The 25,196-nt window shown below is 37.6% G+C and carries 23 protein-coding genes and 1 tRNA gene; 1 reads left to right on the top strand and 23 read right to left on the bottom strand.

The window, feature by feature from the left end:
• Positions 1 to 1,110: 1,110 nt before the first annotated feature.
• From lysS to Q1A47_RS13090, 16 genes are all read right to left on the bottom strand, one after another.
• Positions 1,111 to 2,592, bottom strand: coding sequence for a lysine--tRNA ligase (gene lysS / locus Q1A47_RS13165; protein WP_166530772.1), 1,482 nt, complete (start codon positions 2,590 to 2,592; stop codon positions 1,111 to 1,113).
• Positions 2,593 to 2,929: 337 nt separating this feature from the next.
• Positions 2,930 to 3,199, bottom strand: a complete 270-nt coding sequence (locus tag Q1A47_RS13160) for a helix-turn-helix domain-containing protein (protein WP_051388261.1) — start codon at positions 3,197 to 3,199, stop codon at positions 2,930 to 2,932.
• Positions 3,169 to 3,681 carry a 2-amino-4-hydroxy-6-hydroxymethyldihydropteridine diphosphokinase gene (gene folK, locus Q1A47_RS13155; protein ID WP_166530773.1) on the bottom strand — a complete coding sequence of 171 codons (513 nt, stop codon included), beginning with the start codon at positions 3,679 to 3,681 and terminating at the stop codon, positions 3,169 to 3,171. Before folK ends, Q1A47_RS13160 begins: the two co-directional genes overlap by 31 nt.
• Positions 3,678 to 4,046 carry a dihydroneopterin aldolase gene (gene folB, locus Q1A47_RS13150; RefSeq protein ID WP_026680202.1) on the bottom strand — a complete coding sequence of 123 codons (369 nt, stop codon included), beginning with the start codon at positions 4,044 to 4,046 and terminating at the stop codon, positions 3,678 to 3,680. The genes folK and folB overlap by 4 nt, the downstream gene beginning before the upstream one ends.
• A gap of 3 nt (positions 4,047 to 4,049) precedes the next feature.
• Entirely contained in the window at positions 4,050 to 4,871 is an 822-nt protein-coding gene (folP, locus tag Q1A47_RS13145; protein WP_026680201.1) for a dihydropteroate synthase, read from the bottom strand.
• 307 nt (positions 4,872 to 5,178) lie between these two features.
• Complete coding sequence (cysK, locus tag Q1A47_RS13140; protein ID WP_121604283.1) at positions 5,179 to 6,105, bottom strand: cysteine synthase A; 927 nt, start codon at positions 6,103 to 6,105, stop codon at positions 5,179 to 5,181.
• 131 nt (positions 6,106 to 6,236) lie between these two features.
• A complete protein-coding gene (locus Q1A47_RS13135) occupies positions 6,237 to 7,133 on the bottom strand; it encodes a SurA N-terminal domain-containing protein (RefSeq protein ID WP_026680199.1) in 897 nt (298 codons plus the stop codon).
• A gap of 165 nt (positions 7,134 to 7,298) precedes the next feature.
• Complete coding sequence (gene hslO / locus Q1A47_RS13130) at positions 7,299 to 8,168, bottom strand: Hsp33 family molecular chaperone HslO (RefSeq protein ID WP_026680198.1); 870 nt, start codon at positions 8,166 to 8,168, stop codon at positions 7,299 to 7,301.
• Positions 8,169 to 8,200: 32 nt separating this feature from the next.
• Positions 8,201 to 8,974: a type III pantothenate kinase gene (locus Q1A47_RS13125; protein WP_121604282.1), complete on the bottom strand. Its 774-nt coding sequence runs from the start codon at positions 8,972 to 8,974 to the stop codon at positions 8,201 to 8,203.
• Positions 8,975 to 9,464: 490 nt separating this feature from the next.
• Entirely contained in the window at positions 9,465 to 11,516 is a 2,052-nt protein-coding gene (gene ftsH / locus Q1A47_RS13120; RefSeq protein ID WP_026680196.1) for an ATP-dependent zinc metalloprotease FtsH, read from the bottom strand.
• A 136-nt stretch (positions 11,517 to 11,652) separates the two neighbouring features.
• The gene (gene hpt, locus Q1A47_RS13115; RefSeq protein WP_026680195.1) at positions 11,653 to 12,195 is read right to left on the bottom strand and encodes a hypoxanthine phosphoribosyltransferase; all 543 of its coding nucleotides are present in this window, start codon (positions 12,193 to 12,195) and stop codon (positions 11,653 to 11,655) included.
• A 12-nt stretch (positions 12,196 to 12,207) separates the two neighbouring features.
• Positions 12,208 to 13,599 carry a tRNA lysidine(34) synthetase TilS gene (gene tilS / locus Q1A47_RS13110; protein ID WP_121604281.1) on the bottom strand — a complete coding sequence of 464 codons (1,392 nt, stop codon included), beginning with the start codon at positions 13,597 to 13,599 and terminating at the stop codon, positions 12,208 to 12,210.
• A gap of 51 nt (positions 13,600 to 13,650) precedes the next feature.
• Positions 13,651 to 14,589, bottom strand: coding sequence for a protein kinase domain-containing protein (locus Q1A47_RS13105; protein WP_026680193.1), 939 nt, complete (start codon positions 14,587 to 14,589; stop codon positions 13,651 to 13,653).
• On the bottom strand, positions 14,558 to 15,292 hold the full coding sequence (locus Q1A47_RS13100; RefSeq protein ID WP_026680192.1) for a VWA domain-containing protein: 735 nt from the start codon (positions 15,290 to 15,292) through the stop codon (positions 14,558 to 14,560). The genes Q1A47_RS13105 and Q1A47_RS13100 overlap by 32 nt, the downstream gene beginning before the upstream one ends.
• A 98-nt stretch (positions 15,293 to 15,390) precedes the next feature.
• On the bottom strand, positions 15,391 to 17,844 hold the full coding sequence (gene spoIIE / locus Q1A47_RS13095) for a stage II sporulation protein E (protein ID WP_166530774.1): 2,454 nt from the start codon (positions 17,842 to 17,844) through the stop codon (positions 15,391 to 15,393).
• Between the two features lie 493 nt (positions 17,845 to 18,337).
• On the bottom strand, positions 18,338 to 18,835 hold the full coding sequence (locus Q1A47_RS13090; RefSeq protein WP_026680190.1) for a hypothetical protein: 498 nt from the start codon (positions 18,833 to 18,835) through the stop codon (positions 18,338 to 18,340).
• Positions 18,836 to 19,419: 584 nt separating this feature from the next.
• On the opposite strand from Q1A47_RS13090, the gene Q1A47_RS13085 reads away from it, so the two are divergent.
• Positions 19,420 to 19,493: transfer RNA gene (locus Q1A47_RS13085), tRNA-Met, on the top strand.
• A gap of 377 nt (positions 19,494 to 19,870) precedes the next feature.
• Here the strand turns inward: Q1A47_RS13085 and Q1A47_RS13080 are convergent.
• The 7 genes from Q1A47_RS13080 to Q1A47_RS13050 all read right to left on the bottom strand — a co-directional run bounded on the left by Q1A47_RS13080 (position 19,871) and on the right by Q1A47_RS13050 (position 25,000).
• On the bottom strand, positions 19,871 to 20,254 hold the full coding sequence (locus Q1A47_RS13080) for a S1 domain-containing RNA-binding protein (protein ID WP_026680189.1): 384 nt from the start codon (positions 20,252 to 20,254) through the stop codon (positions 19,871 to 19,873).
• Positions 20,255 to 20,356: 102 nt separating this feature from the next.
• Positions 20,357 to 20,737, bottom strand: a complete 381-nt coding sequence (locus tag Q1A47_RS13075) for a septum formation initiator family protein (protein ID WP_026680188.1) — start codon at positions 20,735 to 20,737, stop codon at positions 20,357 to 20,359.
• Positions 20,738 to 20,743: 6 nt separating this feature from the next.
• Positions 20,744 to 21,343, bottom strand: coding sequence for a spore cortex biosynthesis protein YabQ (yabQ, locus tag Q1A47_RS13070; protein ID WP_026680187.1), 600 nt, complete (start codon positions 21,341 to 21,343; stop codon positions 20,744 to 20,746).
• Positions 21,340 to 21,639, bottom strand: coding sequence for a sporulation protein YabP (gene yabP / locus Q1A47_RS13065; protein WP_026680186.1), 300 nt, complete (start codon positions 21,637 to 21,639; stop codon positions 21,340 to 21,342). Before yabP ends, yabQ begins: the two co-directional genes overlap by 4 nt.
• 63 nt (positions 21,640 to 21,702) lie before the next feature.
• The gene (locus Q1A47_RS13060) at positions 21,703 to 21,963 is read right to left on the bottom strand and encodes an RNA-binding S4 domain-containing protein (protein ID WP_026680185.1); all 261 of its coding nucleotides are present in this window, start codon (positions 21,961 to 21,963) and stop codon (positions 21,703 to 21,705) included.
• Between the two features lie 6 nt (positions 21,964 to 21,969).
• Positions 21,970 to 23,415, bottom strand: coding sequence for a nucleoside triphosphate pyrophosphohydrolase (gene mazG, locus Q1A47_RS13055; RefSeq protein WP_166530775.1), 1,446 nt, complete (start codon positions 23,413 to 23,415; stop codon positions 21,970 to 21,972).
• A 1-nt stretch (position 23,416) separates the two neighbouring features.
• The gene (locus Q1A47_RS13050) at positions 23,417 to 25,000 is read right to left on the bottom strand and encodes an oligosaccharide flippase family protein (protein WP_034678566.1); all 1,584 of its coding nucleotides are present in this window, start codon (positions 24,998 to 25,000) and stop codon (positions 23,417 to 23,419) included.
• Between the last annotated feature and the right edge of the window lie 196 nt (positions 25,001 to 25,196).

Raw genomic sequence — 25,196 nt, 5'->3', positions numbered from 1 at the left:
AAACAGTTGCATGTTTTTCTCTTGACATACTGGTTGTTTTGTTCAGTTTTCAAAGAGCAAATTAGTTTGCTGCTTTTGCGACAGCAACTCTTTCATTATACCAATTTGATCAACTCAAGTCAAGAACTTTTTTTACTTAACTTTTTCGCTGTTCAAATTGGCGACTTTATTAATATACCATGCAAAGCATTGAGTGTCAACACTTTTTTTATTCATTTTATGAATTGCATTGGCAGTTGCCTTGTGAAGCAACGTTATTAAATTTACCACGTTTGTAATATGAAATCAAGGGGTTTTGTAAAGAAAATAAGACAAAATATTAATTTGTACTCTTTATTAAATTCTAATATTTAAATAAGCCTATTTTAATTCGTTATCTATTATAAATAATGTACCCAATTCCAACTAAATAAAACGTGAATATCGTTTGAATTATGCTTTGTACAACGTAACCATTAAACGTTAATCTTCTATATATAGGGAGAAAAAACGCAAGCGACCGAATAGAAACGTAGCGACTGGTGCGAGTCAACGAAGATAAAGGAAGCACGGCGAGCTTGCGAGCCGATGATGATTTATCGTAAGGCGATTCGTAAAGTCACTTCGTTTCTGGGCGCGGCAAATTATATACCTTCCTAAATCGAGTAGAGGGAGAAGCTAAGAGCTTATCGCCCCTCTCGCACCACCAGTACATACGGTTCCCGTATACGGCGGTTCAATTTATATCTCCGTGTGTACTTTTAGATAACGGTCTAAGACAAAAGGAATACCTCTTTGCCCCACACTCGTTTCTCCTTTCCTTTCACGTGACGAAGAACACTTCTATTTTGACTATCCTCCTGAGATACGCTCATACTTTCATCATTAACACATTCAGAAGTCTATCCTTCGTGCATTTCATGGCGTCACTATAAATGGTTCAGCCCTTCATGATTTTTTTCATCACTACTATGGCGTCGACTGACTTCTCACGATAAACACCTTGCGCTTCTCTAGTGGTTGGTTGATGTGTACCTCCACAGTGGACTTTCACCACCTAGATAGTCGCCATGCCTGGCGCACTTATAAAAAAGCAGAGAAAGGGAATAACCCACTTTCTCTGCTAACCATCTATTTATTCCGCATTTGCGGGAACAATAACACATCCCGAATAGACGGGGAATTCGTTAATAACATTACTAAACGATCAATACCTATACCCAGACCACCCGTTGGTGGCATTCCGTATTCTAACGCTTCTAAGAAATCACTATCCATAAGATGGGCTTCGTCATTTCCTTCTGCACGTTCTTTCACCTGTGCTTCAAAACGTTCACGTTGATCAATTGGGTCATTTAGCTCACTAAATGCATTAGCATGTTCACGGCCAACAATAAACAACTCAAATCGATCGGTAAAACGATCATCCTCTTTATTTTTCTTAGCTAAAGGAGAAATGGCTACAGGGTGACCGTAAATAAACGTAGGCTGTATTAGTCCTTCTTCAACTTTTTGTTCAAAGAATTCATTAACTACATGCCCAAAAGTCATAGTATCCGTTATTTCAACTCCATGCTCCTTCGCTAATGCCCGAGCCTCTTCATCAGTCATATGCTTCCAGAAATCTACACCCGTCTTCTTCTTAACCGCGTCAACCATGTGTAGCCTTGTCCATTCTGGTTCTAGATTAATTTCATAATCTCCATACGCTACCGTTGTAGAACCAAGTACTTCTTTCGCAATATGAGCAACTAAATTTTCGGTAAGGGACATGATATCATGATAATCGGCATATGCTTCATAGAGCTCGATCATTGTAAATTCAGGGTTATGTCTAGTTGAAACACCCTCATTTCGGAAAACACGTCCAATTTCATAGACTTTTTCCAATCCACCCACAATTAGCCTTTTCAAATGAAGCTCAATAGCAATTCGCATATACAAAGGGATGTCTAATGCATTATGATGCGTTTCAAACGGACGAGCAGAAGCACCACCAGGAATACCATGTAACATCGGGGTCTCTACCTCTAAGAAACCTTGTCCATCTAAATATCTGCGCATCGCTTGAATTATTTTACTTCTTAACACAAACGTTTCTTTACTTTCCATATTCGTAATCAAGTCTAAATAACGTTGTCGATAACGCTGTTCAATATCTTTTAAGCCATGGTACTTCTCAGGTAATGGTCGTAATGATTTTGTTAATAGGTGAAACTCAGTTACTTTAACAGACAGTTCACCAACCTTAGTTTTGAACATTATCCCAGTAACCCCGATTATATCTCCCATATCACTTGACTTAAAAATCTCATAAGCTTCTTCGCCTATCTTATCTTTACGAACATATAACTGAATTTGACCACTAATGTCTTGAATGTGAGCAAAGCCTGCTTTTCCTTTTCCGCGTTTGGTCATCATTCTTCCGGCAATGGTCACCTTTTCTTCCTTTTCTTCCAACTCTTCCTTTGAATAACGATCATATAATTCTTTTAATTCGTTTGCTACATGAGTTCGTGTGAATTTCCCACCGAAAGGATCTATTCCTTGGTCTATAAACTGCTCGAGCTTTTCACGCCGAACTCGCATATGTTCATTTAATTCCTCTGTCACCTTTATCACTCCAGTCCTTATCTATTATGTAAGTATAGCTGATTTACATAAATCTTTCATGCCTCAAGCTTTCGCAATTAATGGTAAAAACCTACCAGAGGTTACTGACAGATTTTGAAATCCTTTGAATTTAGGAAGCTCTATTTACTTCCTCTTATTCATTCGCATTAGCATATAAAATACTAGTAGATCTGCATGCGTTTCAGCTTTATTAACGTCGCCTTTCCTTACCATTTTCACGTAGACCCGATACTAGGCAGAATGCTTACGAATTACCTCCATAGCTACTTTTAACAATTAGTGCCAATGAGGCTTCCATTTTGGATCGCTCATCCCCCTACCTAATTTCTTCATTTTTTTCGTTTGGTAAGCCATCCAAGAATTTATTATCCTCTTGTGGTACTTCTTGTAATGTCAGCTCCTCCTTAGAAACGGATAATGTCTCAGCAACTTTATCTAGTAATTCCTCTGATAATTCCTTCGAGCCACGTTCTACACCACCAATTGCGGAAAGAGGAACGCCTAATGCTTTTGCAAAATCTATTTGAGTATATCCTTTTAATTTACGAAATGCTTTTATTCGTCTGCCGATTCGTTTTTTGTCCATATAGCTACACCCTTTATGTCATTTCCCGGAAGCTCTTCTATTAAATCAGCAACACGCTTTTCCTTTACTGGTATTACTATATCTGGTGCTATTTCATTTAATGGAATAAGCACGAATGCACGCTCATGCATTCGCGGGTGCGGAATAATTAATCGCTCCGTTTTATTATTTTCTTGATTATACAGCAAAATGTCAAGGTCTATTGTTCGCGGACCAAAACGAATCTTCCGTTCCCTTCCCAATTCACGCTCTAGTTGCTGACAATAATCCAGTAACTCTAATGATGCAAGTGTCGTTTTTATCTCAATTACCATGTTAAGAAAATCGGCTTGATCCGTATACCCTACTGGAACTGTTTGATAAATGGATGATTGATTTATTATTGATATGTCTGGATGTTTACTTAGTTCATATAAACAGCTTTCTAAATATTGAATTCTTGGTTCAATATTGGTTCCTAATGCAAGATATGCCTTATTCATTTCGTCGTTTTCTCCCTATGTATTTCCACCGCAACAGAGTGATAGTGACCCGCTATTGGTGGATCTGGTTTAATAACTTTAATCGTACAAGCCTCCAGTAAATCGAAGGAGGTTAAGAGCTTATTGGCTATGCTTTCGGCAACTGCTTCGATTAGATTCTTGGCTTCGCCTTCGACTACTTCCTTTATATACGCATAGGCTTGTCCATAATGTATGGACTGATACATATTATCACTACTTCCGGCTTTAGATAAATCTAAAAACAAAGTAGCATCTACGTGAAAACGCTGGCCAAGTTTGTTTTCCTCAGGAAGTAAACCGTGGAAACCGTAAAATTGTAAGTTATTTAAATATATTTTATCCATGTGTCAACCTCTTTTCACGCGCAGCATTGCATCCATCATCTGCGCAAGCTCTATATTTGTTTTCACATCATGAACACGCACCATATTGGCACCCTTCATAATTCCTAAGCAAGTAGTTGCACCTGTTCCTACGTCTCTTTCTTCAGGTGGTACGTTTAGGATATTCCCAATAAACCTTTTTCTTGAAGTTGCCAATAGTAGCGGATAGCCTAATTCTTGGAATACCTCCAACTGATTCAGCACGAGCAAATTGTCTTCAGCTGTTTTAGCAAATCCAATACCTGGATCAATGATAATATTATGGTCCAACACGCCAGCTTGTAATGCTATATCTATACTTTCTTGTATATCATTCAACATGTCCTCAATGATATTGTTATAATCTAAATCCGTTCGATTATGCATGAGAATGATAGGTACTTGATACTCACTTGCAACTTGAGCAATCGCCGGTTCTTTTTTTGCACCCCATACATCATTAATAATATCTGCACCAGCTTCAATTGCAGCTTTTGCTGTCTCAGCTTTATATGTATCAATGGATATCGGTATTTTTATTTTCTCTTTCACAGCCTTAATAATGGGAACTACGCGTTTAATTTCCTCCTCTTGAGAAACTGGTTCATGATTTGGCCGAGTAGATTCTCCACCAATATCAATAATATCCGCTCCTTGCTCCTCCATTTTCACAGCGTGTTCTACTGCTTTGTTAATTGTGTTGAAGCTTCCTCCATCAGAAAAGGAATCTGGAGTAACATTTAATATCCCCATTATATGTGTACGTTCATTTAGATCGTAGGTTTTCACTTTTGTAATTAGTTTCATACTGCCCCGTACCTTCTTTCCTGACATTTTCTCCCTTAATCGTATCACAGAACAAGCAAGCAGGCGACCCACTATAAACAAGAACAAAAGCACCCGATTAGAAATGTAGCGACTGGAGCGAGTCAACGAAGATAAAGGAATCACGGTGTGCTTGCGAGCTGATGTTGAATTATCGTAGGTTCATTCATGAACTCGCCTCGTTTCTAGGCGTTGGAGCTGGACGCAGCTCAACACTCTTTTATAATTTCCTAAACAATGAAAAAGCCAGTATCAAATATTAGATACTGGCGAAGGACAATCGCATTAATTATTCTTCTTCAAATTGATAAAGCGGAGTCGATAAATACCTTTCTCCATTATCTGGGAAAATAGCAAGAACCTTTTTCCCTTTCCCTAGTTTCTTCGCCACCTGCTTCGCAGCTGCAACAGCAGCTCCTGCAGAAATGCCACCAAGAATTCCGTTGGTAGTAGCTACTTCTCTAGAAGTTGCAAAGGCTTCTTCATTCTCGATGCGTAAAATTTCATCGTAGATGTCTGTATCTAATATTTTTGGTACGAAACCAGCACCAATTCCTTGAATTTTATGAGGTCCAGGAGTAGCCCCCGATAGCACAGCAGAAGCAGAAGGTTCTACCGCATAAATCTTTATTCCCTCAAAGTTTTCTTTCAAAACTTTTCCAGCTCCTGTTATGGTTCCTCCTGTACCAATCCCTGAGACGAATGCATCTAGGCCATCACCCATTTGCTCTACAATTTCTCTACCTGTCGTCCTTGCATGGACTTCCGGATTTGCTTCATTATTGAATTGCTGTGGCATAAAATAACCATTCTCTTTTTGTAATGCTTCCGCTTTATTAATAGCGCCTTTCATCCCCTCAGCTCCAGGAGTTAACACAAGTTTTGCACCATAGGCGCGTAAAAGATTGCGGCGCTCTTGACTCATCGTGTCAGGCATTACAAGCACAGCCTTATACCCCTTTGCTGCAGCTACCATCGCTAAACCGATACCTGTATTACCGCTAGTCGGTTCAATAATGGTATCTCCTGCTTCCAATTCTCCAGACTTTTCAGCCGCCTCGATCATTGCTAAGGCAATACGATCCTTAACAGAGCTACCTGGGTTCATAAATTCAAGCTTCACATAGATGTCAGCACTGTCAGCGTCTGTCACATTATTTAATTTTACTATTGGTGTTCCACCAATAAGTTCAGCTATATTATTAGCTACCTTCACTACATTCCCTCCTAATTCCTAGTTATTTTGTATGATTAATTATAATGTACGTTTTACCCAGCTAAATGTCAACTAATACGGAATATTTAGGCATTCGTCTACTTATTTTGTCCATCGACTATTGTTACGTGCTATTCTTCTCCATATAACCAATCAATCTCCATCTCTTCCCATAGTGGAGTGGCATCTAACGACTGGTTTTGTTTATGTAATGCTAATTCACTCTTTATATACGGTTTCATCTCTTCATACGTAAATGTAATAGATGGTAGCTTGCGATGAAGATAAAGAATTACCACACCATCATCAGCTACAAATGGTTTACTATAAGAATGCTCTTCTATATTCTCAGCAACTTCTGCATAGCCATTAGGAAAGAATTGACTAGTTGTATAAATAAAGCCAAGATATCCACCTTCTGCTTTAGAGGATTCATCAATTGAATATTCTCGAGCTAATAGCTTGAATGAGGCACCTGATTCCAATTCTTGATAAACTTTATTTGCTGTTTCCATATTATCTACTACGATATGTGAAATTTGCATAGAAGATGTAAAGTTATATTGATCACCATATGTATTATAATGATTCTTTATTTCTTGCTCTGGAATAGGTGTCCCCTCTGTTAAAAGCATTTCCAATTGATACCTGTATGTAATATCTTCTTCCCATTGCTTCTCTAACTTTTCATAAGTTGACGCTGAAGTCACACCCTGCATCGTAGTTAACATAGCTATTTCTCTAGCTATAACCTTATCACTAATTTTTAGTCCTTTGTCCGCTGCTAATTGTTGTACAACTGCTTGATCTATCATTGATCGTAAATGCTTTTTTCCATAGTTGTTTCGAAGCGAGTCACTCCATTGAGCGAAGCTGATGTCATCATTTCCAATGATTGCCACCTCATCATTACTACTCAACTTCCTTCCATCGCCAACATTAACCCCTTCATTACGCCAAATTAATAAAGTAGCAATATTCGTTATTAAAAGTATTATAATGACACCTAGCAATAGTTTTTTCGACATGGATACTAGCTCCCCCTGTACGCTGAACAAGGTATTATTCAACACTTGTTAACTTAACGAACTACTTTCTCAGTTTTACAAATCTACAAATGAGCTGTCTCCAACATCAATCAAAAGGATTTTAGCACATTCAATTCGACACAATGAGACAGCCTCTTCAAAATACTACCCTTTTAAAGCTTCTAACTCTTCCTCCGTAAACTGATATGTTTGATTACAGAAATGGCAACTTGCCTCTGCCCCATGATCTTCATCAATCATATTTTGAATTTCTTTATCACCCAACCCTTTTATTGCTCGCTCAAGTCGTTCTTTTGAACATTTGCAGCGAAATTCCATAGGAACGGTTTCATGAATTTTTACTTGATTCTCTCCAAATAACCGATGCAGAATTTGTTCAGGTGTATTTCCTTCACGAATCAATGTAGAAATCGGTGGCAATTCTTGAATTTTCTCCTCTAACTGACTAATCACTTCTTCACTAGCACCAGGCATAACCTGTACTATGAACCCCCCTGCAGCTAGAATACTATGATCTGGATTCACCAATACACCAGCACCAACAGCTGAAGGAACTTGCTCAGAATTAGCAAAATAATACGTAAAATCTTCGCTAATTTCCCCGGAAATAATCGGAACCTCTCCCGTGAAAAAATCTTTTAATCCTAAATCTTTAATCACGCTTATATTACCTTCAGTACCAACAGCTCTTGCCACATCTAATTTTCCATTTGCATTTAATTCAAAATCAACATGTGGATTTACCACATATCCTCGAACCTCACCCTTTGCATTCGCATCTGCAATAATACCTCCTAAGGGGCCATCTCCCATTACCTTTGTCGTAATGGAGTCCTCTCCTTTCAGCATAGCTCCCATCATACCTGCAATCGTTATCGTTCTACCAAGAGCAGCAGATGCTGTTGCCCATGAATCGTGTCTTCTTCTTGCCTCTTCTACCGTATCTGTAGAAGTTGTCGCGTAAGCACGAACCATTCCATTATATGCTGTAGCTTTAATTATAAAGTCCTTCATGTTGTAAAACTCCTTTCTAATTAACCTTATTCTTATAATTGCTTATTTTTATGATAAATGAGATAAAGCCCCTTTAACGTTAGATATGGATCTACATGCTGTATAGTCTGGGATTCATGAGCAATTAACGAAGCCAAGCCGCCAGTAGCAACTACTTTTGCATTCACACCCATTTCCGCTTCAATTCGTCTGACAATGCCATCAACTTGTCCAACATAGCCGTAGAATACACCCGATTGCATTGCCTCAACCGTGGACGAACCAACAACATGATCAGGGGCTTGAATTTCAATTTTCGGTAACTTAGAAGCCTTACTATACAGTGCTTCCATCGATATATTTATACCAGGAGATATGACACCACCATGATATTCTTGTTGATCATTGATATAGCAAAACGTAGTTGCCGTCCCAAAATCAATTATTATTAATGGTGCACCATATGTTTCGATTGCGCCTACTGCATTTACTATACGATCTGCTCCAATTTCTCTAGGGTTAGGATAACGCATCTTTAGAAAGGAATGAACCGACTCCTTCCCAATTATCATAGGCTCCAGATGAAAATAGTCTTTACACATTTTCTCCAAAGCAAACATAATGGGTGGAACAACAGATGAAATGATAATACCCTTCATATCCGAAAGTGTAATTCCTTTATGGTCAAACAACGATTTGACAAGCATGCCGAACTCATCCTCTGTTTTATAACGATCCGTTTTTATCCGCCATTGGTGCTTTAATTGATCTCCTTCAAATACACCTAATACTGTGTTAGTGTTACCCACATCAAGTACAAACAACATGCTTTCCCATACCTTTCTCTACGACAAAATTTACAATTAGTCTGCAACATAATTTCATTTTTTAATATACCATACATAGTTATGAATATATAACAAACAGACTATAAACTTTATGGCAATAAGCTCTTAGGAAGGAATGAGCTTGGAAATATACGAATACTTATAGGAGTATAATTACCGCAACACGCATGAAATATGTTCGCATTCCGTGGAACGGTCTCAGCTACCTTGGCAAAGAAATACACGTGGCCAAGTGAAGCTTTGGAATCATGCTGTTCCCGCAAAATAAGAGAGGATTCGTCTGTTATAAATCGCTCGCAGGAAAAGCGCTCTTCTTTTTCAAGGAGTCTCGCATATTTCAGCTACTAGTTTAATCAAAAAACGAACTATAATTAATTTCAACTAATTATAGTTCGTTTCTATTGTTTATTATTTACTTTTATCTCAAACTCTAGATATTCATTTCTATTTATAGTTATTTGTAATGACGTTATTTTTTGTTATCCGTTTCATCATTTGATGATGGCTTATTATCGGTAGTAATTTCATCTGTTGAAGTAGGCTTGTTATCTGTTGTAATTCCATCTTTGTCTAAGTTCTTGTCTACTTTTGCTTTTGCCTCTTCAAACGTTTCTGGAGTATCTTCTTTATCATTAGATTGGATATTTACCTTAACCGATTCATCATCTTTTTCTGTGTCTTCAATCGGATCAGGTTCAGGTAGTTTTCCATCTTCAAACAGTGATTTTATTTGTTTAGCATCTAGCGTTTCTACTTCAAGCAATGTTTGGGCAATAAGCTCTAGCTTATCCTTATGCTCAGTAAGAATCTTCTTCGCACGATCATAACAATAATTTATAAAGTTCTGCATCTCTTGATCAATTTCATGAGCAATCGCATCACTGTAGTTTTGTTCATTGTTCAGATCACGACCAAGGAATACTTCACCACCACCATTTGTAAACTGCAATGGCCCAATTTTATCACTCATTCCATACTCCGTAATCATTTTACGTGCAATTCCTGTAGCACGTTGAAAGTCATTGTGTGCTCCAGTACTTACCTCTCCGAACATAATTTCTTCCGCAACTCGACCACCTAATAACCCAGTAATTTTATCAAATAATTCCGGTTTGGTCATAAAGTATCGGTCTTCTCTCGGTAACATTACAGCATATCCACCAGCTTGACCACGTGGTACAATGGTAACCTTATGAACCATATCTGCATCATCTAGAACCATACCAATCACCGTGTGTCCACTTTCATGGTGAGCTACAATATTGCGTTCTTTCTTAGAAATAACTCTACTTTTCTTAGCCGGACCAGCAATGACACGATCAATAGCTTCATCAACATCCAGCATATTTATCGTTTTTCGATCCTGTCTAGCAGCTACTAGTGCTGCTTCATTTAGTAAATTCTCTAAGTCTGCACCAGAGAAGCCTGGTGTACGCATAGCTATCGTTTGCAGATCTACATTATCAGCCAGTGGTTTATTTCTTGCATGAACCTGTAATACCTCTTCACGTCCTTTAACGTCTGGACGATCAACTGTAATTTGACGGTCAAAACGTCCCGGACGAAGCAGAGCAGGGTCTAGAATATCTGCACGGTTTGTTGCTGCAATGATAATAATTCCTTCATTGACACCAAAACCATCCATTTCAACTAAAAGCTGGTTCAACGTTTGTTCACGTTCATCATGTCCACCGCCAAGTCCAGCTCCACGTTGTCTACCTACTGCATCAATTTCATCTATAAATATAATACAAGGCGCATTCTTTTTCGCATTTTCAAATAAATCACGTACACGGGACGCACCAACACCAACAAACATCTCCACAAAGTCAGAACCACTAATAGAGAAGAATGGTGTACCTGCTTCACCCGCTACAGCACGAGCAAGTAGCGTTTTACCAGTTCCCGGAGGTCCTACTAAAAGTACCCCTTTAGGGATTCTTGCACCAACGGCTGAGAACTTACGTGGATCTTTCAAAAATTCCACTACCTCAACAAGCTCTTGCTTTTCCTCATCTGCTCCTGCTACATCTTTAAAACGGACTTTTTTCTTGTCTTCACTGTACATTTTCGCCTTACTTTTACCAAAGTTCATGACTCGGCCACCGCCGCCGCCACCTTGGGCTTGACTAAGTATAAACAGGAAGAACAGTCCGATGATCAAGAACGGAATCATTGTTGTTAAGAATGTTACCCACGCGCTTGGTTGTTCTTCTTCTTCTACGTTAAGCACACTTTGATCGTTTGCTTGCTCTGTAATTGACGCTATAATGTCCGTATTATCAGGAACTTGAGCAATAAATTTTTTATCCTCATCATTTAAAGTCCCTTCAAAACGAATAATACCATTTGCTGGTTGCATCGTCATTTCTTGTATTTCGCCATTATTTAAAGCATCCATAAACTGCTTTACATTATATTGTTTTGCTTCTTCATTTTGTCCATTGAATACCCCAATGACTCCTATAATAACGAAGAATATAAGTATCCAAAAGAACACATTCCGAAATATCCGGTTCATTACTTACCTCCTCCCAAGCGGGGAAAAACTATATAACATCGTATCATATAAAAAAGTTGAAATACAACTAATTTCACTTGAAAAATCAGCATTTTATTTCCAAGGTTTATTTCATTCTTCCACTTGATTATTTTTATTATTCGCCACCATAAATCTCTGGTTTCAAAACACCTATATATGGCAAATTTCTATATTTTTCTTGATAATCTAATCCATAGCCAACAACAAATTCATTAGGTACTTCGAACCCAACTATATCCGCTTTAATTGCAGCTGTTCTTCCAGATGGCTTATCTAGTAATGTGACAATTTTAATTGATTTTGCCTTCCTATACTTAAACAGGTCTACCAAGTAGCTTAGAGTTAATCCACTATCAATGATATCTTCTATTATGAGCAAATCGCGACCTTCAACTTTAGTATCTAGATCTTTTACGATTTTCACTTCCCCAGAAGAGCGCATCTCTCCTCCATAGCTAGAAACATCCATGAAGTCCATTTCCAAATGGGTATGCATATGTCGTAGAATATCAGACATGAATGGCATTGCACCCTTTAGAACTCCAATTGCAAGCGGAAATCTCCCATCATATTCCTCGGTTAATTGTTGTCCTAGCTCTTTACACTTGCTTGCGATTTCCTCCTCCGATATTAGTACCTCTTGAATATCATTATGCATATTCTGCTCCTCCTACATGTTGCCTTTTTCATAATTTAATTGTATAAATGCCGCATTATCTGCCTGTTTCTCAAGTAGTCCCTTTTTTAAACCAACCAACCATAGGATTTCTCCATTATTATCTGTGATAATTGGCCAAGTGCCCCGTTCAGATCGAGGTATTTTTGCATCAATAAAAATATCCTTCACCTTTTTACTTCCCTGTAGCCCTTTCCAGCGCATTTTATCTCCGTGCTTTCTGGTACGTATATGTAACGGAAGAGCCGCCTGCCCGCTTTGTAAAATAAAGGTCTGTTCTGACTGCTCTTGATATTCATCCACGTATTCAGTAGTGAATACTGATCCATCAGGTAAAACAGTTTTGCCTGGGATCTTTAATAACATATGATATGAATCTGTATGGAGGTCATCCTGGAAGTGACACTTTAGCTGGTTATATGCCTTCTCTACTTTTAAGCCAGAGGGAAAATCTAGTTGCGCATTACCTGTTTTTCGATGCAATAATGCAAAAAATTGCTCCTCGTGGACATAGGATAAGTCCTTAGGTAAATCAGTATACAGATAGTTTAATATTAGATGAAAGGCCCGTCTTTGTAAAGCAAATGCGTACGTTTTAAACAGCTTAATTTCAAATGAAACCTGGCATCTTTCCTTATCAAACATCACAATTGTATCGACCATTTCTTGTGCTTGTCTATTTAAATACGCTTGATCGGCCTCTAACGTTTCACTAAGATGCTGTATGGTAGTATGTATATTACTATTTTTCTCTTTTATTAATGGAAGTACGTGTTTTCGGAAATAATTCCTTGTATAGGTTGTCTCATGATTCGAAGGGTCAAGCCTCGGTTTAATATGATGCACTTCACAATAATTCCATATTTGTTCTTTCGTTACGCAGAGAAAAGGTCGAACAATAGCACCCGTAGCAAAATCCCGCTTAACAGGAATACCTGCTAATGCTTGTGAATCTGCTGAACGTACCATACGCATGAGCATCGTTTCTGCCTGATCGTCACCATGATGGCCGAGCATTAGCAAATCGGCATTATATAATTCCATTTGCTCTTCAAAGAACTTATATCGTAATTTTCTTGCCGCTAGTTGTGTTCCTAGTTTGTGCTTCTTTTTATAGGACGGTACATCAACAGAGGTTCCTACAAATTCGATATCCCACGTTTTACAAAATCGCTTAACATATCGAAGATCCTCAAGGGATGCTTCCCCTCTCAGTTGGTGATCGACAGTTACGGCGATTATACGTATTTCCCATTCCTGCCTTATCGAATGGAGGTAATGGAGAAGTGCTAACGAATCTGGTCCCCCTGATACACCTACTAGGACTGTTGCCTGCTTTGTTAACAAGTGATGTTTTTTTATAAAATGAGTAATCATCGTTTTCATTATGTCCATCTCCAACACAACATTTCTACTTTTATCCTATCACAACTAGGATCACTGAAAAAGCAAAGAAATTAAATAGTAGGCTCCCGCTAGAATAGAAATACCTCCGGCCTCTAGCAAAAAGGGAGCTTCTTTTTCTTGTTGGATTTGCTTCCTAGTTTTTTGCTTTTTTTTCTGCGTATCATGAATTACCTGTAACATCTCTCTTTTCATTTGTGAACTAGAAGCATATTTACCTGCTAGTGCCTTCTTTAAGACATTCCGATATGGGCGTAGTCCTCTTGCTTCATCCAGCTTGCGAAATAGAAGCTTCTCCGGTTGAGAACCTTTGACAAAACGTTTTGGATAATAGACATGAATGAATGCCATCGTAAAAGCAAATAAATCATAACTTGGTTCTGCTCTTCTTGATCCCATTTCCCAATAACCACGATCATAAAACTCGGTATACTCTTTGATCGCTCTTCCTGTTTGTGTTGTTCCTCCAACATCTACCCAACGCACACGTGGCGGAGAAGAGACGATTAATAGGTTATCTAATTTTAAATCGCCGAAAACCCATCCTTGTTGATGAAGCTGTTCGAGATCCTCCAACAGCTGTACCATGAAAACCCCGGCCCATTCCTTACCATGGCGATGGATATAGGAGGCCATCGATTCACCTTGCAAATATTCCATTACATAAAATGAATATTTAGTACCTATTGGAGACGTCCAATCGTCTACATCCAATAAAGAAGGTCCAAGACGATTTCCTTGGACCTTACCGAGTGACCGGAGCACATTAACCTCAACCGTCATGGAAGAACGTTTATCACTAATTTTCAATGCAGCTAATTTGCCGTTTGCTTCACACAGGTATACAGAACCAATGGCTCCAGCGCCAAGCTTTCTTTTGATAACATACGTTTGTTTATGCCACTTCCCCTGGATATGCATTCCAGAGCGGATATCACTATTAAGCTTCTTCCATTCCTGGTTCATCTTCATCTCTAAAGCTCCTTAGTAAGCTTTTCTTACCAAACTGATACATTGCTTCTCGAATAGCAGGACCTGTAGGAGTAATGCCACCACTTGTTAGTTTTGGAAAAATGGTAGAGATAGAATCTAAAGCAGGTGACCAATCAAATACCTTTTGTATATCTTTTCGTTTTCCAGGAAAACTAAAAATTGCAAAGCGATTACGACCAATACGTGCGTTTAAACTAATAGATAGATCAATTAATGCTTCTTTAACGGTTGGAAGCTTATCATGCATACTTGCACTCGTATCAACTAATACTAATACTTCCAGATCACACGTCTCCCCCATATCTTCTACTACTTCCATTATTTCTCCGCGCTTTTCCGGCTCAAGATCCTCTAGTGACTGATCCTGTCCTAAAATCTGCTGTAATTCTTTATTTACAAAACCTTGCAGTGTTTGGGTCATCGCTTGTTTAGTCACCGTTTGTACTGTCTGAGATAATGCTTGTTTATAGACAAGCTGGCTAACACCACCACCTGATAATGCAATGTCTTCAACTTCTTTTAAACCTTCGGGTTGTTCGCTCTGTTCATCCTCTAATATTCCAATTACATTTACAGTGATTCCTTGTTGATAAGCCAAAGAAGCTGTAGCCGAAGGATCTTCTCCTTTGTTTGAGCATCCATCTGTAATTAACAAGATTTGCTTCAGTGTACCTTTTCTCAACGTTATCTACCTCCCAACTATTAATACCATCTTCACCACTTTTTATGTGATCTATACATAGTCTAGTTAGGATGGAAGGTAAATACGTACTATATCCTTCACTGAGCTTGATCATGATAAATTGGTACAGAAGTCCATTTAGGTATATTCTTCATTACTTTAGCAACTACCACGGTCATATCATCCTCAATTTCTCCCGACCTAGTGCGAATAACTTCTTCTAAAACTAAATCAGCAATTTCCTGAGGATCGTCGGTCTTCATTTCTCTTATTTTTCGTTTTAACCATACATCCGTATTTTCCACGTGCTTTGGCCCATCAAAAATACCATCACTCATCATAATCAATAAATCTTCCGACATTAACTGTTCACTAACAATATCTACATCAAACTCCTGAATAATCCCCATAGGGAGATTACTAGCTTCCACTTTAATTAATTGATCTCCCCGTTTAATAAAGCTAGGTGTTGAGCCTATTTTTAAAAAGCGAACGAAAGCATTGTGTAAGTCAATTACCGCCAAATCGAGTGTAGCAAACATCTCATCTGTAGATCGTAGCGATAAAATTGAGTTGATCGATTTAATCGCTACTTTTTCTGGTATTCCAGTCTGTAAAATTTGTTGAAGCAACCTTAATGTCTCAACGCTCTCCTCCTGAGCCCTTAAACCATTGCCCATACCATCACTGATAGCCATAGCGTATTTCCCTGCACCAAGCTCTATGGTTGTATAACTATCTCCAGATACAAGCCCTCCACCTTTCGCAGCATTAGCAGCACCTGTCTCAACGACAAATTCTCTTGCTGAACCAAACGCTAAATAACTATACCCATTTGGAAATGGGGCAATTTCTTCCTGTTTCACAACAACAATCTCTTTCAAAATATCAGACAATACAGGTGCAATCAGTTTAGAACCTTCACCATGATATTCATAAAAGGTTAATGTCATTTCAATATCTACGTTTCCTTTATCTAAGCGATAAATTTCTAGCTTTTCCAGTTCAATCCCCATTTGCTTCAACGCATGTACAATCTGCATTTCTTGTTGTTCATGATGCTGCCGTTCCTTTAATATTTCCTTTGCGAAATCCTCCATCACCTCCGAAACTCCTTGCAATTGATCAGCTACAAGTTTTTTACTTTCTAATACTTGTTGTTTTAATTTTTGATTGGCTTCAAAGTAAGACATCTCCTCCTTCATTACATCAACAACTTTTTGAGGCTTCACACAATAATTTTCAAACTCACATGCTGTTTTCCTGCTTGGTTTTCCGTTTTCCCCCATATCTTCTTTCATTTGTTCCATTAATGTATATGTTTTATCAAATTGTTTTTGCCAACACCTTTCCTTCATAAAGCAATTTTGACAGGTTTTCTCCGTTACTTGACTTAAAAAGTAATCGGTTTCTCTTCTTGACTCTTGATCATCTTCGCTCGAACCATCTGTGATGGTAAAGCTCTTAGACAAAGCTTGAAAAACATCTGAAAATTGTTCAACACGTTTAGCGGTTACATTTCGCACCTTTTGTAAATATTGTTCCTGTTCATTCGTATATTCTTCTGTTCCAGGTATGAACCTTGAAAGTTTTCTAAACCAGCTAGCAGGTGTAAGCAAGAAGATTAAAATAGCAATGGATGACTCAATGATCGATGGGACTAACTGGTTCGCATCGCCGTAGATTCCAATTAAAAACGTTCCAACAAATAGGCCAACAGCAACGCCTGGTTTCCTACCTTCTTTTAATAGTCCTCCTAAGAGACCTGAAAAAGCGAGTAAGCTCATTTGATAAAGGTTTGCTACATTTGCTAGAGACAAGATGAGTCCAGCAACCACGCCGACTGTTGAGCCAATCGCGGCCCCACCGACATATGCTAAAATGAGCACAAAATAGCGAGAGAATATCTGCTCGAAGGAAGCCCCATAAAACTCCCAGCCAATCGTACCAGTAAGTATAGAGGCAATGAGTATGATCATACATACGATCTCTTCATTCTTTAATGCGGGGTTATATCTTTTTGGTGATAATAATGGAATGCTCTGCATAAAAATTAATACTAATACGGTTCCTAATACTCCTTCTACGAAAACCAGCATCCAGTCATAAGCAGATAGCTGTTGACTAATGGAATACTGAAATAACCTTGTTGCTATCGTAGATAAAAATACAAATAACGGGATAAGCATCTGTTGATTCTTCGCCTGCTTAAATAAACCACCCATAAAGACAAAAACCAGTACGGCCAGAGCGATAAAGATACTATGATTTACAGAATAGCTTAAAGCACCCAATAGCACAGCAAGTATGGTTTTTAATGTTTTTTCCTTATGGACAAGCCAAATTGTAGCTAAAAAAGCAACTGCAAAAGGAGAGACAACGGATAGAATCACAGCTCGTCCCAATAAAAAACCGATCATATAAAAAAGCCATCCTCTTTCCAGCAATACCCCTTTCATCTTTGCATATAGCCGGTTTCGGAGCTTGTCCATTTGTTTTGATCTTTCTGCTCCCAATACTTTCGGTTCCATTCTTGAAATTGAATCCATCATAACTACCACTCCCTCTTTGTGCATATCATTAAATCACAATATGCCTTCTATTTTTGTCAAAACAAGAGAGCGTTTCATAAGAATCGTTCGACGACTTTCTATTCTTCAAACAGGTTTCAACACGAACACGCGTGTGGAAGGATTAAAACAGCACAAAAACGAATGCCAGTAGGTATTGAATCGTCCATTACTTTATCCAGCAAGTGAAGGCATTTTCACCTATTGCCTTATGTAAAAAGTTTTGGCGAATTCTGAACCTTTCTAACTAAACATCCTCTATTTATCGAAAAATAAAGCAGTTTTCGAGTTTTATTACGTAGTTGGTGATATCGTTACGATATAGATTACGTAGGAAAATCGTGGTCAGACTGGAATTTAATTAAAGCATTGAGAAATGAATGGCCTATTATTTCTGGCTTGAAATAAAGTCTAACTGAATTTACTTGATAGATTAACGCACTTAATAATTATAGAAAAAACGATATTGCTTTAGTTACATATTACTTAATGAACCAAATAAAATCATTATAGCTAGAATAAAAACTACCGATATAGAGCTGATAAATAAACGTCTTTCCCTTACGATATTGAATACACCTTTATAAAAAGAATCTATCATTAAAATTAAAACAAAGACAACAGGATAAGCCATTATAAATGTTAATCCCTTATTCATCGTTGGACTGAAATCTAAATTATTTACACTCAACACAGCTACTAGGATAAAAACAAATAAAATAAGGGTTCCTATCATTAAAGTATGGAAGGGGTTGTTCCATATTCCTTTTTCAAATAGGGAAGGATACTTTTTAATAATTAAGCTTAAAATGACATATATTGTCATTGTTACAATCAAAGTTGCTATAACAAAAAACAAACTATTTATATAGTTATTTTCTACATCTAGCTTATAATCAATAGTTAGAAATAAGATAGGAAGAAAAGCAAGTACAATTAAAATTATTAGTCTATTCCTTATTTCTTTCTTCAACGTAGTGTTACCTCATTTCTCCGTTCAGTTTAATAATGGAAAGAGGCTGGGGCAAAACACAACTTCTTTACTCAAAACACGAATAATCATGTTATCAATAGGAGTATCATCGCCGCACCGTGAAGATATACGCTCTTTCCGTGGGCACGGCCTAAGCTAACTTGGTAAAGAAAAACACGTTACCAAGTGGATCTTCGGACTCGTGTTGTTCCCGCCGGAGTCTCGCTTATTTCAGGTGCTAAATGAATGATTCTAACCAAAAAACGAAAAGATAATTGACTTCGACTAAACATTGTTCGTTTTTTATTGTTTCTTCATTAGTTTTGTCTCAGCCTCATCCTTTCCTATATCGTACAATGCTTTTTCATTTTATCATAACGGAGATAGTTATTTGTAAAAAACCAAGCTTATTAAATATTAAAGTACCGTATTCTTTACTATTTGTATTCTCTATTGTGTAAGTCGATTTGGGCAGGGCTCTTAATTAAATTACTTATATTGCCTGTGATTCTTTCGATTTTCTTATAAGAAAGCTATTGACAGAGTCTTAAACCTGCTGTATTATATTTTCTGTTGGCTTATTTGGCGGTGTAGCTCAGCTGGCGAGAGCGTACGGTTCATACCCGTGAGGTCGGGGGTTCGATCCCCTCCGCCGCCATTATTTAGTAAAACCTGTTGCATAAGCAAAGCAGCAGGTTTTTTTGTTATATCGGTCTACCTTACACTATAAAATCAGAACAAAAGCGTAAGCGTCCGATTAGAAACGTAGCGACTGGAGCGAGTCAACAAAGATAAAGGAATCACGGTGAGCTTGCGAGCCGATGACGACTTAGATTAGGGCAATTCGTGAAGTCGCCCTCGTTTCTGGGCGCTGGAGCTGCTGCAACTCAACACGCCCATATGGATCCACATGGGCAAATTTTATATTTTCCGGTATTTTCCTAAACAATTAAAAAGAGAGGTTGGAACATAAAAGTTCCAACCTCTCTTTTTGTCGTATTTATATATAGAGCATTATTGTATAGACAGCAACTGCTATCCTCTCTTAGCACCTCGACCCCCGCGTTTGGATTCCGTGTGCTTCTTCAAAGAGGCAAGACGGTCCTCAGAATCCTTAAGGAAGCGATTCATTTTTGACTCAAAAGACTCCGTCCGTTCACGGTTATCTCGCTGACGTTTTGGTTTATCTATTGCTTTTTTTATAGACAAGCCAATCTTCCCGTCCTTCTCGACATTAATAACTTTCACCTTCACTTCATCTCCAACAGAAAGGTGATCGTTAATGTCTTTCACATAGTTGTCAGCAACCTCACTAATGTGAACAAGCCCAGTAGTACCTTGTTCAAGCTCTACAAAGGCCCCGAAATTAGTGATACCAGTTACCTTTCCTTGCAGCTTGCTGCCTACTTCAATTGACATAAAAAAAATGCTCCTCCTTAGAATTTTTAAGAAACTAATATATGATCACAATGATGCACCATTAGCTTACTACTATATTATAGCCAAGCAGACAAAAGTGTGTCAATATGATGGCTTCTCATCGGGAAGTTTGAAAATTAATTCGCCCTCTTTAGAGAAGAAATAATTTGTTCTAGCAATTTGCAATACATAATCCTCATCATTTAAAAGCTCTACTTCCTCTTGCAAATTGGCTTCTTGCTTTTCTAAGCTTGTCAATTCCTTTTGTAAGGCTTGATATTCTTCCGTCTTTTCTGCATGAAGTACACGTTGTTTAAAATGGTACGTCGCCATGGTCCCTATTGCTATTACTGCAATCAGAGAAAATAACACAAGCCGGCGAATTAGACGCTTCTTCTTCCGTCTCTGCCTTTCTATGTAAGCATCATATTGCTGCATATAATTAGAATCTAATCTCGTTACTGTTTGTTTGTCTGAAGCCAAAGCTCGTTACCTCCTCTTAAACCTAACATACTTCACTACTTTTATACATATATTCTTCATTTTACTATAAAATCCTGCTATTTTAAAAAGAAATAATTGAACTTTTTTAGGCAATAGTCCGTATATAGCTTGAATTATCCACTTAATTGGCGTAATGATTACAGTTAAAATAAAAAGAAGAATCGTACCAACAACTTTACATAGCCAAACAATAAAGGTATATATAAGTTTCACGATCCACGTAATTGGAGATATGATAAGAGCTTGTACTATATTTTCAAAAAATCGATAAACTGCCGCAATAATACGAATGATCTGCTCCAGTACTTTTCTATATACGTTAGCAGCAGCAACCTGATAAAAGGCAAACCCCAATAAACAAGCAGCAAATATATAGAACCTTAGTTCACCACCATTTACCCGGAATAAAACATAAAATAATAGCATTGTCTGCATTAACCAAAAGCAAATTTCCATAACATAAGTCAGGATTCTTCTATTTTTCCAATATGGTGTAAATCGACGAAATGTATCCTGAATTAAACCAAGATAAAATCCGCCTGTAATCATAGTAATCATTGTGAGGAATTGCGTACTTAAGCTCATTTAAATAACTTGCTAAAGAACCCTTTAGCTTTCTCCTGCTGCTCATCTACATAGGAAAGCTCATATATTTTTCCTTTTATGGTTACTAACCCTTCATTTACATCAAGGTTTTTTAGATGTAAATTTTGCCCGCGGACAATCAGATAACCCATAACTGTCTCCAATAGAAACTCCTCGTTATCAAAGCTATCTACTTCTTTGACACCTGTTATTTCTAAATTTTTTCGATTATTAACTTTTACAGAATGATCCGTTTGCACACGTGTTATATTTTCCTTATTCTCATAATAATTCATCGTAATAGCCCTCCTTATCATTATTACTTTATGAAAGGAGGGACAAGTATAGAACTGTGTAACCTAATTATTTAATTTCTCTTCTTTTAAAACGGTATACAATGTTTCTGCTTCTTCTTTTCTAACAGTTTCTTTCAAATTATTGATCTTAATCGTTACAAGTTTCTGACCAAATTTAATGGTAAGCTCATCTCCAGCTGTAACTGTTGATGATGCCTTTGCTTGGTTACCGTTAATCGTAATTCTTCCTTGGTCCGCTACTTCTTTAGCTAATGTTCGCCGTTTGATTAATCGAGAAACCTTTAAGAATTTATCTAATCTCATTGAATTTTACTCCCCTTCTTTCGCCTTGTCCCATAATGCATCCATTTCTTCTAAAGTTGCATGCTGAATATCGATTTGTCTTTTCTCTAATTGTTGCTCAATATAGGAAAAGCGAGATTGAAATTTTGCATTTGTACGATTTAGCGCTACCTCTGGATTAATTTTATAGTACCTAGATAGGTTCGCAAGTACAAATAGAATATCTCCAAACTCTTTTTCCATTTCTACATTTTCATTCTTTTGCACCGCTTCTTTAAATTCGTTTAACTCCTCATCAAGTTTAGCCCAAATATCTACCGAGTTTTCCCAATCAAACCCTATCTTCGCGGCTTTCTTTTGGAGTTGATAAGCCTTCGCCAGTGACGGAAGTTGTTTTGCTACACCATCCAATATAGATTTACGCACATTCCCTTTCTCTTCCTGCTTCAGCTCGTCCCAATTTTTGTACACTTCATCTACTGTATCTACCGTAGCATCCTTAAACACATGAGGATGTCGATGTATCATTTTATTCGTAATCGATCGAATAACGTCATCTACTGTAAAATAGCCATCATCTTCACCAATTTGACTATGGAGCATGACTTGGAGTAACACATCTCCAAGCTCCTCAACAATTCCTTCATCATCCGCTTGATCAATAGCATCCAGTAGCTCATAGACCTCTTCAATGGCATACTCACGTAATGTTTCATGTGTCTGTTCTTTATCCCACGGACAACCTTCCGGGCTACGCAATATTCGAATAACCTTACGTAGTTGTTCAAAGCTATGATGAAGAACATTATCCGGTGCTGGCGGAATATAAATACTTGTTAAATTACTTATATCCATTGCATGATCCAGTTCCTCTAAAGAAATAGTTTTTTTGGCTTCATCTTTACTGCCGGCAGCTTCAACAATTGTAATAGGATAATCAGCTGGTAAGTCTTCTAGTAATGTTAGTTTAACATCGGAAGCAATAAAACGATCATACACCTGACAGAAAATAAGGTGATTTCGATAATTCAATTGATCTCGTTCAAATGATGTACCATCTATGAACTGAAAACCTTCAATTGGATCGATTTGCAGTGCAGTAAATAGATCATCCAAATAGCTATGTCCGCCTACAATTTCAACCTCTACTTCCTGTTGTTGGAGTAATAATTGAACCGTCTTTTCTGCAAGCATTGGATGTCCAGGAACTGTATAGATAACATTCTGCTCCGCTGCTTTCTGTAAAAGAAGGCTTACAATACTTGAATAAACATTATCAAATTGACTTTCCGCTTCATAAATACTATCAAAAGAAAGAAAACGTACGCCTTCTTCTTGCAAAGCTTTGACAGCTGGATGGTCTAAAGTCCGTGTATAGACCGCTTCTTTCGCATGTGATAGCTTTTTATATATACCAAATGAAAGCTGCTCCAGATCGCCCGCTCCCAATCCTATAATTTCAATTTTATTCATATTATTTCCTCCTGCTTTGTAGTTTCATCAAGAACGTACGAAACGGTAGCATTCGTAGTTCCTGCTCAGAAAATGCTCGTAACTTTATTAAACAATAGCCATATAGAGCTGCCCCCATAATTGAGATAAAAACGACATATACCAACAAGCCGATACGAGATATATTTAGCCAAGGCAGGATAATAAAATGACCACATAAGACAAACAATGCCATCGCACTAATAGCTACAAATAGCGGACGCCACTGAAGAAATTTCAAAAGGTTTAAATGGGGAAGCTTCCTTCTTAGCTCTCGTAATACAATCATACATAACACAAGTAAGGAGATAATCGTTGCCACCGCACTACCTGTTATTCCCAGCCAAGGGATCAGCACTTGATTAGCTATCCATTTGACAAAAAAAGCTATAAGAATAAACCCAGCAATGCGCTTTATAAAGCCAAGACCTTGCAAAACCGCTGCCGCTGTTATAGAAATTGAGCTTAGTAATATGGAAATCATTAATAGCTGCAAATTTCCTGTACTCTGGTTATCCTGAAAAAGTAGCCGATTTACTTCAGGAAAAATAGTGATCAACCCAATCGTTGCTCCAACAGCTAGATAGATACTAAATAATAAAGCACCACGTATATAACTATAAAAGGTAATTGGATCATTTTTTAGCTTTTTCTTTGATATAGTAGGAATTAAAGCTAACGCAAAGGATGAACCAAGTATAGTTCCAAGCTGGATTAATGGTTGTCCACGGTCAAAGATACCCTTCGCCTCCATTGCTGCTTCTTTCGATAAACCAGCCTTTAGTAGACTTGGAATAACTGTGAATGTATCGGCAAATTGAATAACTAATAAGACCATATGATTTAACGCTGCTGCAACACCTAATATAAGAATGGTCCGCACGTAATAATTCCAAGGGATGTTAAATTCCTGATTTGTATAGGGCTTTTTCCTCCAAAAGAATACACTAAGGACAATAATCGCAGTCCCTGCACCTAATATGGATGCAAATACAGCGGCTTTCCCAATGTGATAAAGCGGATAATCATTCATACTAATTAATATCGCCGTAGCAATAATAATTGCTACACGTATCAGTTGTTCAGCAACCTGTGAATAAGCTGTTGGTTTCATTACATATGTACCCTGAAACACACCTCGAAGCAATGCCGAAAAGGGAACGAATAAGCAAGTAAACGCAGCTAATTGATAGATCGAGGTAAGTTTTTCATCACCTATCCACTCCGAAATATAGGATGCATTAAAAAACAAAAATAAAAACAATGAACCACTTATAAGTAATAAAATGAAACCAATTGGAAGATAGAAGCTTTTAAGCGAAAGACCTTTACCTTGTGCTTTTAATTCTACTGCCATTTTAGAAATAGCTGATGGGAACCCATAAAATGATAATACAAAAATAATACCTAATATCGGATATACTTGCTGGTATACATAAAAACCGATATCCCCTGTAAGATTTTGCAAAGGAATTCGATAACCAGCGCTCAATAATTTACTAATTAATCCAGCCAATGTAAGCAGGAAAGCTCCCTTTACTAGCTGGTTTGTTTCATTTCCATTCATGATTTACTTCCTTTAATCTTACACTTTATACATCATTATAGCATAGTTCAATACCAAACATTTGCATTCTAAATATGCTACTATATAACTATAAGAAAAACTGAGCAAAATTCGCTCAGCCTTATCACTAAATGCTCAGATTTACGCTTCCTCTAGTAGCTATTATGGAATAATAGCTACTGCTTGACCACCACTC

The sequence above is a fragment of the uncultured Virgibacillus sp. genome, assembly GCF_947495635.1.
Lineage (GTDB): Bacteria > Bacillota > Bacilli > Bacillales > Amphibacillaceae > Virgibacillus > Virgibacillus salarius.
The sequence above is the reverse complement of the archived record's forward strand: the minus strand, read 5'-3'. Positions and strand labels throughout refer to the sequence as shown.

Bases quoted from the DNA above. Each gene is read 5' to 3' on its own strand.
- Q1A47_RS13160 (WP_051388261.1), bottom strand. From the start codon at position 3,199: ATGGACAAAAAACGAATCGGCAGACGAATAAAAGCATTTCGTAAATTA.
- folK (WP_166530773.1), bottom strand. From the start codon at position 3,681: ATGAATAAGGCATATCTTGCATTAGGAACCAATATTGAACCAAGAATT.
- folB (WP_026680202.1), bottom strand. From the start codon at position 4,046: ATGGATAAAATATATTTAAATAACTTACAATTTTACGGTTTCCACGGT.
- folP (WP_026680201.1), bottom strand. From the start codon at position 4,871: ATGAAACTAATTACAAAAGTGAAAACCTACGATCTAAATGAACGTACA.
- Q1A47_RS13135 (WP_026680199.1), bottom strand. From the start codon at position 7,133: ATGTCGAAAAAACTATTGCTAGGTGTCATTATAATACTTTTAATAACG.
- hslO (WP_026680198.1), bottom strand. From the start codon at position 8,168: ATGAAGGACTTTATAATTAAAGCTACAGCATATAATGGAATGGTTCGT.
- Q1A47_RS13125 (WP_121604282.1), bottom strand. From the start codon at position 8,974: ATGTTGTTTGTACTTGATGTGGGTAACACTAACACAGTATTAGGTGTA.
- ftsH (WP_026680196.1), bottom strand. From the start codon at position 11,516: ATGAACCGGATATTTCGGAATGTGTTCTTTTGGATACTTATATTCTTC.
- hpt (WP_026680195.1), bottom strand. From the start codon at position 12,195: ATGCATAATGATATTCAAGAGGTACTAATATCGGAGGAGGAAATCGCA.
- tilS (WP_121604281.1), bottom strand. From the start codon at position 13,599: ATGAAAACGATGATTACTCATTTTATAAAAAAACATCACTTGTTAACA.
- Q1A47_RS13105 (WP_026680193.1), bottom strand. From the start codon at position 14,589: ATGAAGATGAACCAGGAATGGAAGAAGCTTAATAGTGATATCCGCTCT.
- spoIIE (WP_166530774.1), bottom strand. From the start codon at position 17,844: ATGATGGATTCAATTTCAAGAATGGAACCGAAAGTATTGGGAGCAGAA.
- Q1A47_RS13080 (WP_026680189.1), bottom strand. From the start codon at position 20,254: ATGTCAATTGAAGTAGGCAGCAAGCTGCAAGGAAAGGTAACTGGTATC.
- yabQ (WP_026680187.1), bottom strand. From the start codon at position 21,343: ATGAGCTTAAGTACGCAATTCCTCACAATGATTACTATGATTACAGGC.
- yabP (WP_026680186.1), bottom strand. From the start codon at position 21,639: ATGAATTATTATGAGAATAAGGAAAATATAACACGTGTGCAAACGGAT.
- Q1A47_RS13060 (WP_026680185.1), bottom strand. From the start codon at position 21,963: ATGAGATTAGATAAATTCTTAAAGGTTTCTCGATTAATCAAACGGCGA.
- mazG (WP_166530775.1), bottom strand. From the start codon at position 23,415: ATGAATAAAATTGAAATTATAGGATTGGGAGCGGGCGATCTGGAGCAG.
- Q1A47_RS13050 (WP_034678566.1), bottom strand. From the start codon at position 25,000: ATGAATGGAAATGAAACAAACCAGCTAGTAAAGGGAGCTTTCCTGCTT.